This is a genomic window from Diaphorobacter sp. J5-51, from assembly GCF_001023515.1.
GTDB lineage: Bacteria > Pseudomonadota > Gammaproteobacteria > Burkholderiales > Burkholderiaceae_C > Diaphorobacter > Diaphorobacter nitroreducens.
The window spans coordinates 42,188-56,864 of the sequence record NZ_JSYI01000026.1 but is presented as its reverse complement, the minus strand read 5'-3'; the positions used below and the strand labels follow the sequence as shown (position 1 = coordinate 56,864).

At 69.6% G+C, this 14,677-nt stretch carries 11 protein-coding genes and 2 pseudogenes; 10 read left to right on the top strand and 3 right to left on the bottom strand.

The features are described from left to right. Window positions 1–12: 12 nt before the first annotated feature. From dxs to xseB, 3 genes are all read right to left on the bottom strand, one after another. A complete protein-coding gene (dxs, locus tag OX89_RS03755; RefSeq protein ID WP_047349610.1) occupies window positions 13–1,902 on the bottom strand; it encodes a 1-deoxy-D-xylulose-5-phosphate synthase in 1,890 nt (629 codons plus the stop codon). A gap of 103 nt (window positions 1,903–2,005) precedes the next feature. Further along, window positions 2,006–2,902 (bottom strand): polyprenyl synthetase family protein, encoded by an 897-nt coding sequence (locus OX89_RS03750; RefSeq protein WP_047349634.1) that lies wholly within the window; start codon window positions 2,900–2,902, stop codon window positions 2,006–2,008. An 8-nt stretch (window positions 2,903–2,910) separates the two neighbouring features. After that, on the bottom strand, window positions 2,911–3,156 hold the full coding sequence (xseB, locus tag OX89_RS03745; protein WP_015912683.1) for an exodeoxyribonuclease VII small subunit: 246 nt from the start codon (window positions 3,154–3,156) through the stop codon (window positions 2,911–2,913). A gap of 306 nt (window positions 3,157–3,462) precedes the next feature. Between xseB and OX89_RS03740 the strand changes: the two genes are divergently transcribed. From OX89_RS03740 to OX89_RS03700, 10 genes and pseudogenes are all read left to right on the top strand, one after another. Continuing rightward, window positions 3,463–4,602, top strand: coding sequence for an aromatic ring-hydroxylating dioxygenase subunit alpha (locus OX89_RS03740; RefSeq protein ID WP_047349609.1), 1,140 nt, complete (start codon window positions 3,463–3,465; stop codon window positions 4,600–4,602). 97 nt (window positions 4,603–4,699) lie between these two features. Further along, window positions 4,700–5,611 (top strand): DMT family transporter, encoded by a 912-nt coding sequence (locus OX89_RS03735; protein ID WP_015912681.1) that lies wholly within the window; start codon window positions 4,700–4,702, stop codon window positions 5,609–5,611. Window positions 5,612–5,671: 60 nt separating this feature from the next. Beyond that, the gene (locus OX89_RS03730; protein ID WP_047349608.1) at window positions 5,672–6,571 is read left to right on the top strand and encodes a sulfurtransferase; all 900 of its coding nucleotides are present in this window, start codon (window positions 5,672–5,674) and stop codon (window positions 6,569–6,571) included. Window positions 6,572–6,894: 323 nt separating this feature from the next. Continuing rightward, window positions 6,895–7,203 (top strand): DUF3649 domain-containing protein, encoded by a 309-nt coding sequence (locus tag OX89_RS03725; protein ID WP_047349607.1) that lies wholly within the window; start codon window positions 6,895–6,897, stop codon window positions 7,201–7,203. After that, window positions 7,200–8,427, top strand: a pseudogene (locus OX89_RS03720) (PepSY-associated TM helix domain-containing protein); the annotation flags it as partial. The gene OX89_RS03725 and the pseudogene OX89_RS03720, both read left to right, overlap by 4 nt. Before the next feature lies 1 nt (window position 8,428). Further along, window positions 8,429–8,882: pseudogene (locus OX89_RS18995) on the top strand (PepSY domain-containing protein); the annotation flags it as partial. A 1-nt stretch (window position 8,883) separates the two neighbouring features. Then, a complete protein-coding gene (locus tag OX89_RS03715; RefSeq protein ID WP_047349605.1) occupies window positions 8,884–9,237 on the top strand; it encodes a DUF3325 domain-containing protein in 354 nt (117 codons plus the stop codon). Between the two features lie 264 nt (window positions 9,238–9,501). Then, window positions 9,502–10,227 (top strand): DUF4198 domain-containing protein, encoded by a 726-nt coding sequence (locus OX89_RS03710; protein ID WP_015912676.1) that lies wholly within the window; start codon window positions 9,502–9,504, stop codon window positions 10,225–10,227. A gap of 32 nt (window positions 10,228–10,259) precedes the next feature. Next, the gene (locus OX89_RS03705) at window positions 10,260–12,401 is read left to right on the top strand and encodes a TonB-dependent siderophore receptor (RefSeq protein WP_047349604.1); all 2,142 of its coding nucleotides are present in this window, start codon (window positions 10,260–10,262) and stop codon (window positions 12,399–12,401) included. Between the two features lie 74 nt (window positions 12,402–12,475). After that, window positions 12,476–14,629 (top strand): TonB-dependent siderophore receptor, encoded by a 2,154-nt coding sequence (locus OX89_RS03700; RefSeq protein WP_047349603.1) that lies wholly within the window; start codon window positions 12,476–12,478, stop codon window positions 14,627–14,629. The last annotated feature ends 48 nt before the right edge of the window (window positions 14,630–14,677 follow it).

The window sequence follows — 14,677 nt, the reverse complement described above, 5'->3', positions numbered from 1 at the left end:
AAGGAAAACGCGTCAGGCCGCTGCCAGCGCCTGCTCGCCCGGCAATGCGCCGAAGCGCTCGGTGATGGAGCGCTGCATGCCAGCGGCGTCCAGCCCCTGCAGGGCCAGCAGCTTGGCCGGGTCGCCATGCTCGATGAACGCGTCGGGCAGGCCCAGTTGCAGCAAGGGGCGCTGCACGCCTGCGGCGGCCAGCGCCTCGGCCACGGCACTGCCGGCGCCGCCCATGATGCAGCCCTCCTCGACGGTGACCAGCGCATCATGCTCCGCTGCCACCTGAAGCAGCAGCTGCGTATCCAGCGGCTTGGCCCAGCGCATGTTCACCACCGTAGCGTCCAGCGCCTCGGCCGCCTGCAGCGCCGGGTACAGCAGCGTGCCGAAAGCCAGGATGGCAATGCGCCGGCCCTTGCGGCGCACCTCGCCCTTGCCGAAGGGCAGCCCCTCCAGACCGGGCAGCGGCGCCACGCCCACGCCCGCGCCGCGCGGGTAGCGCACGGCCACAGGGTGGTCTTGCTCGTAGGCAGTGGTGAGCAGTTGGCGGCATTCGCGCTCGTCGGCCGGGCAGGCCATGCTCATGTTCGGAATGCAGCGCACGAAGGCGATGTCATACGCGCCGGCGTGCGTGGCGCCGTCCGCACCCACCAGGCCCGCACGGTCCAGGGCAAACACCACGGGCAGGTTCTGCAGCGCCACGTCGTGGATGAGCTGGTCATAGGCGCGCTGCAGGAAGGTCGAGTAGATCGCCACCACCGGCTTCACCCCCTCGCACGCCATACCGGCGGCAAAGGTCACGGCGTGCTGCTCGGCGATGCCCACGTCGTAGTAGCGCTCGGGAAAGCGCTGGTGGAACTCCACCATGCCCGACCCCTCGCGCATGGCGGGCGTGATACCCACCAGGCGCTCGTCCTTCTCGGCCATGTCGCACAGCCACTGGCCAAAGACCTGCGTGAAGGTCTGCTTGGGCGGCGTGGCCGGTTTCACCAGGCCCACGCGCGGATCGAACTTGCCCGGGCCGTGGTAGGCCACGGGGTCGGCCTCGGCCAGCTTGTAGCCCTGGCCCTTCTTGGTGACCACGTGCAGGAACTGCGGGCCCTTGAGGCCGCGGATGTTTTCCAGCGTAGGAATCAGCGAGTCCAGGTCGTGCCCATCAATGGGGCCGATGTAGTTGAAGCCAAACTTCTCGAACAGCGTGGCCGGCACCACCATCCCCTTGGCCTGCTGCTCCAGGCGCTTGGCCAGCTCCAGCAGCGGCGGCGCGTTCTTGAGCACGCTCTTGCCCATGTCGCGTGCCTTGGCGTAGAACTGTCCGCTCATGAGCTGCGCCAGGTAGCGGTTCAGTGCACCCACGGGCGGGCTGATGCTCATGTCGTTGTCGTTCAGGATCACCAGCAGGTTGGCGTCGGCCACGCCGGCGTTATTCAGCGCCTCGAAGGCCATGCCGGCGGTCATGGCGCCGTCGCCGATGATGGCTACACAGCGGCGTTCGTCGCCGCGCTGCTTGGCCGCCAGCGCCATGCCCAGCGCCGCGGAGATGCTGGTGGACGAGTGCGCGGTGCCAAAGGTGTCGTATTCGCTCTCGGCGCGCTGCGGAAAGCCCGACAGGCCGCCCAGCTGGCGCAGCGAGGGCATGCGGTCGCGCCGCCCGGTCAGGATCTTGTGCGGGTAGGTCTGGTGGCCCACGTCCCACACCAGCCGGTCGCGCGGCGTGTCGAACACGGCGTGCAGCGCCACGGTCAGCTCCACCGTGCCCAGGTTGGACGACAGATGCCCGCCGGTCTTGGACACGCTCTCCAGCACGAAGGCGCGCAGCTCCGTAGCCAGTGCCTTGAGCTCGGCACGGGGCAGCCGGCGCAGGTCGGCGGGATCGTTCACGCGCTCAAGCAGCGGATAGTTCGTCGTGGACATATGCTATGTTTTTAGTAGCTGTTAGCGCTTGATGAATAAGCGCTAGAGGCCAATTTGATTCATAAAAAGACACCAGCCCCGCCATGCGCAGCCTTGCCCATCATCAATGCGAACGGCGCACCACCATGTCGGCCAACGCCGCCAACGCCCGCGTGTCGGTCAGGCCGCTGGCGGCCAACGCCGCCAGTGCCTGCGCGCGCAGGGCTTCGGCATGCGCGCGCGCGGCCTCCAGCCCCATCAGCGAGACATAGGTCGGCTTGTCGCACGCGGCGTCCTTGCCGGCGGTCTTGCCCAGTGTGGCGGAGTCCTGGGTCACGTCCAGCACGTCGTCCACCACCTGGAAGGCCAGCCCCATGGCTGCGCCGTAGTCGCTCAGCGCGCGCAGCGTGCCCTCCGGGGTCTGGCCGCAGACCGCGCCCATCACCACGCTGGCCTGCAGCAGCGCGCCCGTCTTCAGGCGGTGCATCTGACGCAACTGGTCTTCAGACAACTGCAGGCCCACGCTGGCCAGGTCGATGGCCTGCCCGCCGGCCATGCCGTCGGCGCCTGCGGCGCGGGCCAGCTCACGGCACAGCCGCGCCTGCATGGCCGGCGGTACCCCATCCTCGGGCGTGAGCAGCTCAAATGCCAGCGCCTGCAGTGCGTCGCCCGCCAGCAGTGCACGCGCTTCGCCAAAGCGCACATGCACCGTGGGCTTGCCGCGGCGCATCACATCGTTGTCCATGCAGGGCATGTCGTCATGCACCAGCGAATAGGCGTGGATCAGCTCCACCGCGCAGGCGGCGCGCAGGGCGGCCTGCGCGTTTCCACCGACGGCCTCGCAAGCGGCCAGCACCAGCAGCGGGCGCAGGCGCTTGCCGCCATCCAGCACGGCATAGCGCATGGCCTCGCCCAGGCCTGCGGGCGCATCGGGGCACACCCAGTGGGACAGGGCGTCCTCGACCCGCGCAAGCTGCGCGCGCATCCAGCCATCGAAATCGAACACAGGTACGGCGGACATGGCGGGCGTCACTCCTGCGTCCATGGCTGCAGCGTGCCTTCGTCCAGCACCTTGATCTGGTCCTGCACCGCGTCCAGGCGCGCGCGGCAGAAGTTCAGCAACACCGCGCCCCGCTGGTAGCCCGCCAGCATCTGGTCCAGCGGCAGCTGGCCCGACTCGATGCGGCCCACGAGCTGCTCAAGCTCTTCCAGTGCGGCTTCGTAGCTGACGGGATCGGGCTGGGTGGATGAAGGGGCGGCGGGGGCCTTGGCCATGGAGACGGAGCGCCAAGGGCGCAAGTGGAAACGGCCAATTTTAGGCGCAGGGCCCCGCGCCTACCCGGCGAAGGCCGCGGGGATGCCCCCGCGGCCGGCGGGAGATCGCCGCCCCGGACGCCGCACGCGGCTTGCTAGGCGCGCGCAATACACGTACACCCGCCGCGGAAATAACCCCACCACCTATAATCCCATTCCTTCACCACGAACCGGCTATGGAGTACTTCCCTGGGCCGGTTTCGTTTTTTCTATAGCCCCGTGCGCACGCGCACCCTCCCTGTGGGGAGTCTTTAGGTCAGGTCACCCATGTCTGATTTAAGTCTTCAACTGCAGCAGGCCGCAAGCCAACTACCAGTTTCCAGCTATTTCGACGAAGCGCTGCTGCAGCGCGAACTGGAGACGATCTTCCAGCGAGGGCCCCGCTACGTGGGGCACCAACTCGCCGTCCCCGAGGTGGGCGACTACTTCGCGCTGCCCCAGGAAAAGGAGGGCCGCGCCCTCGTGCGCAATGCCCAGGGGCGGGTGGAGCTGATCTCCAACGTCTGCCGGCACCGCCAGGCAGTGATGCTCAAGGGCCGCGGCAACCTGCAGGCCCAAGGCAAGGGCCATGCGGGCGGCAACATCGTCTGCCCGATTCACCGCTGGACGTATTCCACCAGCGGCGAGCTGTTGGGCGCGCCGCATTTCGCGCACGACCCCTGCCTGAATCTCAACAACTACAAGCTGCGCGAATGGAACGGCCTGCTGTTCGAGGACAACGGTCGCGACATCGCCGCCGACCTGGCCGGCATGGGCACGCAGCGTGAGCTGTCGTTCGAGGGCTATGCGCTCGACCATGTGGAACTGCACGAGTGCAACTACAACTGGAAGACCTTCATCGAGGTCTACCTGGAGGACTACCACGTGGGTCCGTTCCATCCGGGCCTGGGCAACTTCGTCACCTGTGACGATCTGAAGTGGGAGTTCCAGAAGGAATACTCCGTGCAAACCGTGGGGGTGGCTTCCACGTTCGGCAAGCCGGGCTCCGACGTGTACAAGAAGTGGCACGAGGTGCTGCTGAAGTATCGCGAAGGCAAGATGCCCGAGCGCGGCGCGATCTGGCTGACCTACTACCCGCACATCATGGTGGAGTGGTATCCGCACGTGCTCACCGTCAGCACGCTGCACCCGATCGGTGTGGACAAGACGCTGAACATGGTGGAGTTCTACTACCCCGAGGAAATCGTCGCCTTCGAGCGCGAGTTCGTCGAGGCGCAGCGTGCGGCCTACATGGAAACCTGCATCGAGGATGACGAGATCGCCGAGCGCATGGACGCGGGCCGCAAGGCCCTGATGGAACGCGGCGACAACGAGGTCGGCCCCTACCAGAGCCCCATGGAGGACGGCATGCAGCACTTCCACGAGTGGTACCGCGGTCGCATGGGTGCCGCCGTGTCCCGCGGCTAAGGCCCCACACCGCCGCCCCACGCTACCATTACAATAGCTGCCAGCGCTTGATACACAAGCGCTGGCAGCTATTTTTATTCATACCCATAGGTTTTCCATGCAAGCGCTCTGGATGGTGTTGGCGGCGTTCCTGTTCGCAAGCATGGGGGTCTGCGTGAAGATGGCCTCCGCCTACTTCAACGCGGCCGAACTGGTCTGCTACCGCGGCTTCATCGGCATGGCCATCCTCTGGGCGCTGGCACGCTCGCAAAAGGTGGCGCTGGCCACACGCTACCCCGGCATGCACGCCTGGCGCAGCCTGATTGGCGTGACATCGCTGGGCGCGTGGTTCTACGCGATCGCCTACCTGCCCCTGCCCACGGCGATGACGCTCAACTACATGAGCAGCGTGTGGATCGCCGCCTTCCTGATCGGCGGCGCGTTGCTCGCCTGGCGCCCCTCCAGCGCGCAGCCGCGCCCGCCGTTGCAAGTGACCTTGGTGCTGACCGTGCTGGTCGGGTTCGCGGGCGTGGTCATGATGCTGCGCCCCAGCATCGACGACAACCAGGCCTTCGCGGGCCTGGTGGGCCTGTGCTCGGGCCTGACCGCCGCGTTCGCCTACATGCAGGTGGTGGCGCTGTCGCGCCTGGGCGAGCCCGAGACGCGCACCGTGTTCTATTTCGCCGTGGGCTCGGCCGTAGCCGGCGGCGCGGCTATGCTGGTCACGGGTATGTCCGACTGGCCCGGGTGGCCCGCGCTGTGGCTGCTGCCGCTGGGCCTGCTGGCCGCGGGCGGGCAGTTGTGCATGACGCGTGCCTACTCGCGCGCCCTCACCGCCCGCGGCACGCTGGTGGTGGCCAACCTGCAGTACTCGGGCATCGTCTTCGCCAGCATCTACGGCGTGGCGCTGTTCGGCGACCAGTTGCCACTCATCGGCTGGGCGGGCATGGCGCTCATCGTGGGCAGCGGCATCACGGCCACCGTACTGCGCGCCCGGGCCGCGCCGGACACGCCTGCCGAAGAACACTGACGCGCTGGCGCGCCCAACGCCGCGACAATGGGGCCTGATCGATACGCACAGAGCCCGACCATGCCCTACACCACGCTGATCTCCGTTCCTGAACTGCAGTCCCTCCTGCACAGCGGCCAGCCGCTGATGGTTTTCGACTGCAGCTTCGACCTCACCCAACCCACCCTGGGCGCCAGCCAATACCGCGAGGCGCACATCCCCGGCGCCTTCCACGCCGACCTGGACAAGCACCTGAGCGCCCGCCATGGCGCCCCCGGCGCGGGCGGCACGGTCGTGGCCTCGGCGGCGGACGATCCCGCATCGGGCGGGCGCCACCCGCTGCCCAACCGCGAGCGATTTGCGACCTGGCTCTCGGACATCGGCTTTGCCAATGACATGCAGGCCGTGGTGTACGACCGCAACGGCGCCAACTACTGCGGCCGCCTGTGGTGGATGCTCAAGTGGGCGGGACATGATGCCGTGGCCGTGCTCGACGGCGGGCTGCAGGCCTGGCAGGCCGCCGGCGGCGCGCTGGCCAGCGGGGATGAAGCCACGCATTTCGCGTCCCACTTCGTCTTGCGCGAGCCGCTGCGCCGCTTGGTCAGCGTGCAGCAGGTGCATGACGCCCTGGGCCACAGCGCGCAGACTCTCATCGACGCACGCGGCGCACCGCGCTACCGCGGCGAGGTGGAGCCGCTGGATCCCGTGGCGGGCCACATCCCCGGCGCACTCAACCGCCCCTTCGGCCTGAACCTGGGAACGGACGGCCACTTCAAGAGCCCGGAGCAGCTGCGTGCCGAGTTCACCACCCTGCTGGAGGGCCGCGACCCCGCCACCGTCGTCCATCAATGCGGCAGCGGCGTGAGCGCCCTGCCCAACCTGCTGGCCATGGAAATCGCGGGCCTGGGTCCCACGGCCCTGTTTGCCGGCAGCTGGAGCGAGTGGTGCAGCGACCCCGGCCGGCCGGTTGAGCGCGGCTGACGCTCACGCGGACGCTTTCGCAACGTTACAGCCCGTTTTGCGGTGCACGACCAAGCCGGCGCCGTGCATGGGCCTGCCTGTGGTGCCGGCGCAGCGGCACCTGTCGCGCGCACGCATCGCAACGGCGGACGGCCTTCACGTACGCAGGCATTCCTCACCTATACTTAAATGCGAATCGTTCTCATGACATATCTTAAGTAACCCGTGGCCCGCGCCTGCTCCGCCTTGACGTTGCGCCTCGACGCCGCCCCGCCCCTGTTCAACGGCGAGGCCTCGACCGCCGTGCGGCCGTCCCGCTCCCTCGCGGCACAGGAGGGAGTCCGATGAGGCCCACGCAACCGTTGTGGCGCTACCGGCTCGCCGTGGCCTCGCGCACACTGGCCGCGGTGGCGGGAGGCTATGCGCTCACGGCGGCCTTCACGGCTGCGGCCGCGCTGGCCCTGGCACAACGCAGCACCCGCGTGGACGCCGTGCTGGCCGCCACCTTGCTGGCGTGGCTGGTCTATGCGTTGGCCATCGCCTGGGTTTTCTTTGCGCGCACGGCCTGGCAGGCCTGGTGCGGCGTGCTGGGCCCTGCGATGCTGCTGGGGCTGGCCGCCCAGGTGCCGCAATGGCTGGCGGGTGCCGCATGAGCCCGCCCGCCGACGCATCCCGCGCTCCCGCACGCGAGGGCTTTCGCCAGGCCATGGCCTGGCTGCACACCTGGGCGGGGCTGCTGCTGGGCTGGCTGCTGTTTGCCATCTTCGTGACGGGCACGCTGTCGTATTTCAAGCCCGAGTTCAACCACTGGATGCGCCCCGAACTCCAGGCCCTGCCGCCCGCCAAGGCAGATGACGCGGCAGCCGTCGCCGAGCGCGCCCTGGCCGCCCTGCGGCAGCACGCACCGCATGCCACCCAGTGGATCATGCGCCTGCCCGACGAGCGCCAGCCCGAGTTGTCGCTGCTGTGGCACGCAGGGCCGCGCGAGCGCTTCCAGACCCTGCTGGTGCACCCCGCCACCGGCGACATCCTCACGCCACGGGCCACGGCAGGAGGAGACTTCTTCTACCGCTTCCATTTCGAGTTGCGCACCGCGCACCAGGGCCGATGGGTGCTGCAAGGGCGCTGGATCGTGGGCGTGGCCACGCTGCTGATGTTCGTGGCGCTGCTCACCGGCGTGGTCACGCACCGGCGCATCTTCAAGGACTTCTTCACCTTTCGCCCCGCCAAGGGCGGCCAGCGTGCATGGCTGGATGCGCACAACGTCAGCGGCGTGCTGGCGCTGCCGTTCTACCTGGTGATCACCTTCAGCGGACTCATGATCTTTCACTCGCTGTACCTGCCGGCGGGCATTGCCGCCGTGTATCCCGGCGCACGCGGCACCGACACGGCCAGCTACTTCGCAGAACTGCAGGGGGACGCCCCGCGCAGCGCGGGCACCGCCCAGGCCGGTCCGCCCGCGCCCCTGCCACCGCTGGCCGTGGCCGCTGCCATGCAGCAGGCCCAGGCCCACTGGCAGGGAGGGCGCGTGCAGCGCCTGCGCGCGCAGCGCGACCCCGGCGGCGATGTGCGCCTGGAGGTCACGCGCCATGACGGCGACCGCCTGCAGTACGGTCCCGAACGCCTGTGGTTCGATGGCGCCAGTGGCCAGTTGCTGCACGAAGCCGCCCCCGCCGGCGCGGCACGGCAGACCTATGGCGTGCTCTACGGCCTGCACCTTGCACGGTTCGCAGGTCCCGGCCTGCGCTGGGCCCTGTTCGGCTTCGGCGTGCTGGGCAGCCTGATGATCGCCACCGGCCTGGTGCTGTGGACTGTCAAGCGCCAAGCGCAGGCACGGCGTCCCCATGCCGGGCAGCCCCAGCGCCTGCCCTTCGGCGNGCGGCTGGTGGCCAGCCTCAACCTGGCGGCGCTGGCCGGCCTGCCGCTGGCTTTGGCGGTCTACCTCGCTGCCAACCGGCTGCTGCCGCTGCACTGGGCGGCGCGGGCCGATGCGGAGCTGGCCTGTTTCTTCAGCGCATGGGCGCTAGCGCTGCTGCTCGCGGCCGCCTCGCCGGGCCGGCGCGGCTGGTGCGCCCTGCTGGCACTGGCCGGGGCGCTCTGGGCGCTGATGCCGCTGTTGAACGCAGCCACCACGCACGCGCACCTGGGCGTCAGCCTGCCAGCCCGCGACTGGGTTTTGGCAGGCATGGACCTGGCATTCCTCGCCACCGGCGCGTTGCTGCTGGCGCTGGCCTACCGGCTGCGGCCGCTGCGGGCGCCCGCCAGCGCAAGGCCCCCAGCGGCCGTGCCGGCACACCTAACGGCCGCGCGCGGCCACCGCGCGGGAGCCTGAGATGACAGAACTGTTGTTGTGCCTGGCCGGCTGGTGCGCCATGGCCCTGGGCATGGATCGGCACCACGAGGACGCGCTGCGCCGATCCGCCACCGCCCCCACGCTGCAGCGCCTGCGTGGCGTGGGCTGGGTACTGCTGGCAGCGGCCCTGGCCCATGCCGTGGGACGGCCGGCCCCGACCGTGCCCATGGGCCTGGTGTGGTGGAGCGTAGCCCTCTCGCTGGCAGCGCTGGCCGCCACGGCGCTGGCCACCTGGCGGCCACGCTGGCTGCCCACCGCCGGCGTGGCGGCCTTGCTGGCCGCGCTGTTCGTAGGGGCCGCGGCCACGGGCTGCGCCGGCGCCGGGCCGGGCTGAGCCCGCATGGCCCGCATCGCGGGCCGGTGTGCCGACGCACACGCACTTCTTTCAGAGCCACCCACGCCAGCCGCCCGGCTGGCGCAGGCAGCCAGCGTTATCCACAAGGCGCCCTGGAGCGCCCTTGCGAGAGCCTTCATGCGCCTGCCTGATCTTCGCATCAAAACCGGCCACAGCGCTTATCTGTAAAGCGCTGACAGCTATTCATTCAATAGCAAACGCCATTCCTCGCATACATCCATCCATTCACAGGAGAACACGCCCATGTCCCTCATCCCTCGACACCCCCTCGCGCGGCTGGCCGGTGCGCTGCTGCTGGCCGGCGGCGCTGCGCAGGCCCACCAGGTCTGGCTGGAGCAGGCACCGAACGAGACGCGCCTGCACTTCGGTGAATACGCCGATAACCTGCGCGAGACCTCGCCGGGCCTGTTGGATAAATTCACCGCAGTGCCTGTGCTACGCCAGGCCGGAGCGCGGTCGACCGAAGGCCGCCGCACGCCCACGGCCTTCGTCTATGCGCCGCAAAGCGCTGCGGACACGCTCTGGGCGGAAGCCCCGTACCCGCTCATCGACCGCAGCAAGACGCAGCGTCCGCCGCTGCTGTGGCGCCCCGCGGCGCGCTGGGTGTCCAGCCTGGCGCAGCCGGTGGACGCCGCCGCGCCCCTGGACCTCGTGCCCACGGGGCAGGACGGCACGCTGCGCGTGGTGTTCCAGGGCGCCCCGCTGCCCAAGGCCAAGGTGACGCTGGTGGCGCCCTCCGGCTGGTCGCGCGAGGCCACCACCGGCGAAGACGGCACGGTGCGCTTTGCCCTGCCATGGCAGGGCCAGTACGTGGCCGAGGTCCAGCACACCGACAAGACCCCCGGCGAGCACCTGGGCCAGCCCTATGGCGAAGCGAGCTACGTGACCACGCTGAGCTTCGTGCAGACGCACGGCGCCATATCGCCCGCCCTGCCCGCCCTGCCCGCACCGACCGCCAAGGCGCGCTGAGCGGTGTCCCGCCCCTTGCATCCCCTACCGCCATGAAACCTCCCCTTGTTCCCCGGCCGCGGCGCACGGCCGTGGCCCTGGCCGCGCAAGCCGCGCTGTGGCTGCTGTGCGGCAGCGCGATCGCGCAGACCGCCGAGGCCCCGCAAGGCGCGCCGGCGGCAACCGCCACCCTGCGCCAGGTAGACGTGGTCGACTCCACGGCGGGCGCCGCCGCCACGCCCGCGCGCCGCGCGCAAAGCAGCTCGCGCCTGGGCCTGCCAGTGCTGGAGACGCCGCGCGCCGTGAGCGTGATCGACAGCGCGCTGCTGGAGCAGCAGTTGGCCACCACGGAGCGCGACGTGCTGCGCAACGCGGCCGGCGTGTCCTCGCGCAGCGAGTACGCAGGCTCGTACTCGCAGTTCGCGATCCGCGGGTTGTGGGCCAACAACACCTACAACTACCTGCGCGACGGTGCCAAGTTCGTGCACCTGCTCGACCCACCGCTGTTCAACATCGAACGCGTCGAGGTCATCAAGGGCCCGGCCGCGCTGGAGTTCGGCCAGGTGGCGCCGGGCGGCCTCGTCAACTACGTGAGCAAGCGGCCCCAGGCCGATCCGCTGCGCAGCGTGAAGATCGGCGCGGGCAGCCACGGCTGGCGCAATGCCGAATTCGACCTCACCGGCCCCCTGAATGCCGACGGCACGCTGCGCTACCGGCTGGACGGCGGCGCGAGCCGCGGCGGCAGCTTCGTGGACGGCAACACGCCGCGCAAGCAGGGCCTGGCCGGCAGCCTGGAATGGCAGCTCACGCCGGACACGCGCTGGCGCGCACAGGCCGAGTACCAAAGCCTGGAAGGCGTATCCACCGTGGGGCTGGCGGTGCCCGACCCGCAGAACCCGCGCAGCGCGGACGTGCTCCCGGTGGGCACCTTCTATGACGAGCCCTGGCTGCGCACCGACGGGCACCTGCGCTTTTATTCCACCGAGCTGCAGCACCGCTTCACCGACAGCCTTGAAGGGCGGGTGCACCTGTCGCGCAACGAGACCTTTCGCAACGTGAACATGGTCTATCCCATCGGCCCGGTGACGGGCGGCCAGGTGGCGCGCAGCTACTGGCTGGCACCGGGGCAGAACTACACGTCGGACACCGCGCTGGCCGAACTGCGCGCACAAGTGCGGACGGGTCCCATGCGCCACACGCTGCTCGCCGGGCTGGATTGGCGTGCCATCGAGGGCGTGTACGGTGCGCGTGGCACGGGCAACCTGGGTGCGGTGGACCTGTACCAGCCCGTGACGGGCCTGGTGCCGCCCGCGGCTTCCGGCGGCAGGGCCGCCGTGGCCTCGGACACGCGCAACACGGGCCTGTTCGTGCAGGACCGGCTCGCCCTGGGCGACTTCAGCCTGCTGCTGGGCCTGCGCCGCGACCGGCTCAAGGACGCTTACACCAAGCCCGCCACGGATCTGAGCAAGACCCAACCCAGCGCCGCGCTGAGCTGGCAGCCCCTGCCCGCCAGCATGTTCTATGTGAGCCATGCGCGCTCGTTCCAGGCGAACTCGGGCACGCTGCTGTGGGGCGACCGCGCGGCACCGCCTTCCGAGGGCAAGCAGCTGGAGGTGGGCTGGAAGCAGGAATGGCTGGGCCAGCGCCTGCTCACCACCGTGTCGGCCTTCGCGCTGGAACTGACCAACGCACCGGCCAACGACCCCGAGCACCCCGGCTACTCTGTGCTGACAGGCCGCCAGCGCATCAAGGGGCTGGAAGTGGAGGCCCAAGGCCGCATCACCCCGGGCTGGAGCGTTACCGCGCAGGCCACCTTCCTCGACCCCAAGGTGCTGGCCGACACCGTGCCCGGCGCCAACGTGGGCCACCGCGTCGCGCTCGCCCCGCGGCGCACCGCCTCGCTGTGGACCCAGTACCGCCTGCCCCGGGTGCCCGGCCTGTGGGTCGGCGGCGGGCTGGTCCACCAGGGCGACAAGTTCACCGCCAACGACAACCGGTGGCGCCTGCCCGGCTACACCGTGGTGGACCTCGCGCTGGGCTACCAGTTCGGCGGCGGCGTGCGACTGCAAGCCAACCTGAAGAACGCCGCCAACCGGCGCTACTACGTGGACGCATCCACCACGGCTGCGGGCTTTGCAGCCGTCACACCGGGCGAGCCGCGCTCGCTCTACGTCACGCTGGACTACACGTTCTGAGCACCTCAATTTCTATCAAAACACGCTGCAGCGTCCGTCCATCTTGCGCAACCAGCTTCACTATTCATAGCACCATGATCTTTCGCACTTTCCCCGCCACGCGCACTGCCGCCGCACAGGCCGCCGTGGCGCTGCTGTGCGGCGCCGCCGCGCATGCCCAGACCACCGAAGCCGCCCTGCCCGCGGTCACCATCAGCGCCGACCCGGCGCAGCAAAGCGCCACCGAACCGGTACGGGGCTTCGTGGCCCGCCGCGCGCTGTCGGCCACCAAGACCGACACGCCGCTCATCGAGACACCCCAGGCCATCAGCGTGGTCACGCGCGACCAGATGGAAGCCCAGGGAGTACAGACGCTGCGCGAGACCACGCGCTACAGCGCGGGCATCGTGTCGAGCTACTTCGACAGCCGCGTGGACAGCTTCAAGGCGCGCGGCGGCGATGTGACGCAGTACCTGGACGGCCTGCTGCGCACCTATGGCACGTACAACAATGTCAAGGCAGAGCCCTACACGCTGGAGCGCTTGGAATTCCTGCGCGGCCCCTCCTCGGTGCTCTACGGCCAGGGCAGCGTGGGCGGCGTGCTCAACCTCACGTCCAAGCGTCCGCTGGCCGAGCGCCAGCGCGAGGTGCAGGTGCAGATAGGCAGCCATGCGCGCAAGCAGATCGCCGCCGACCTGACCGGCCCGCTGGATGCCGAGGGCCGGTGGCTCTACCGCCTGGTGGCCGTGGGCCGCGACAGCGGCACGCAGCTGGACCACGTGGACGATGACCGCGTGGTGTTCGCGCCATCGCTCACCTGGCGGCCGAGTGCGGACACCTCGCTTACGCTGCAGGCGCACTACCAGAAGGACCAAAGCGGCTCGCTGATCGGCTTCTTCCCCTGGCAGGGCACGCGGCTGCCGAGTGCCTACGGGCGTATTCCCACCAACACCTTCATCAGCGAGCCGGGCTGGGACGCCTACGACACCGAGAACGCCTCCTGGGGCTACCTCTTCAGCCACCGCCTGAACGGCGACTGGACGCTGCGCCAGAACCTGCGCCGCACCGTGAGCGACGTGGACTACCGCACGCTCTACACCAGCTTCACTGCCAATGCCGCCAGCGGCCGACCCGCGCGTCCGGTGTTCGACGCCAATGGTCGCACCGTGCTGCGCGACGCCGCCTGGCAACGCAACGCCAGCCGCCTGCTGCTCATCGACACGCAGCTGGAAGGCCACCTGCGCGCGGGCGCGGTAGAGCACACGCTGCTGGTCGGCGTGGATGGTCAGCGCAACCACACCAGCCAGTCCAGTTGGCGCGCCGTGGCGCCCGCCATCGACGTGTATGCACCGGTGTACGGCAACTTCACCCCGCCCAGCAGCGCCGCCCTGACGGCCCTGCCCGACGTGACGCAGCGCCAGTTGGGCCTGTACCTGCAGGACCAGATGCGCTGGGGTGCGTGGACCGCCACGCTGGGCCTGCGCCATGACCGCGCCAAGACCGACACCGAAGGCCGCCCCGCCGCGGCGGTGGACGACAAGGCCTGGACCAAGCGCCTGGGCCTGACCTACCAGGCCGGCGGGGGCTGGGCACCGTATGTCGGTTATTCAGAGTCGTTCCAACCGCTGGGCGGCGTCAACGTGTACGGCACGGCCTACAAACCCCAGCGCGGCCAGCAGTGGGAGGCCGGCGTGAAGTGGATGCCCGAAGGGCGCGGCATCTCGGCCTTTGCGGCGCTCTACCACCTGCGCGAGAAGAACCGCAAGACCACCGACCCGAGCAACCCGCTCAACAGCCTGCAGATCGGCGAGGTCACCATCAAGGGTCTCGAAGCCGAGATGACCGCCAGCCTGGCGCGCCATTGGGACTGGACGCTGGGCTATGCCTATGCCGACGCCACCATCAGCCGCAGCAACGCGGGCGACCAGGGCCAGCGCGTGGCGGGCGTGCCGCGGCACACGGCGTCCAGCTGGCTCATGCACCGCTTCGCGGCCCAGGGCCGGGGCGGCTGGACGGTGGGCGCCGGCGTGCGCTACACCGGATCGCAGTGGACCGGCACACCGGCCATCGATACCCCGTCGGTGCTGCTGGCCGATGCCATGGTGGCCTACGACGCGGGCGATTGGCGCCTGGCGCTGAACATCAACAACCTGACGGACAAGGTCAACATCACCCAGTGCCTGGCGCGCGGCGACTGCTTCTACGGCGAGCGCCGCAACGTGCTGCTGACGGGCACCTACCGCTTCTGAGCGCGGTGTAAAAAAAGCCCCGGCAGGCCGGGGCTGGTGGTGCTGAAG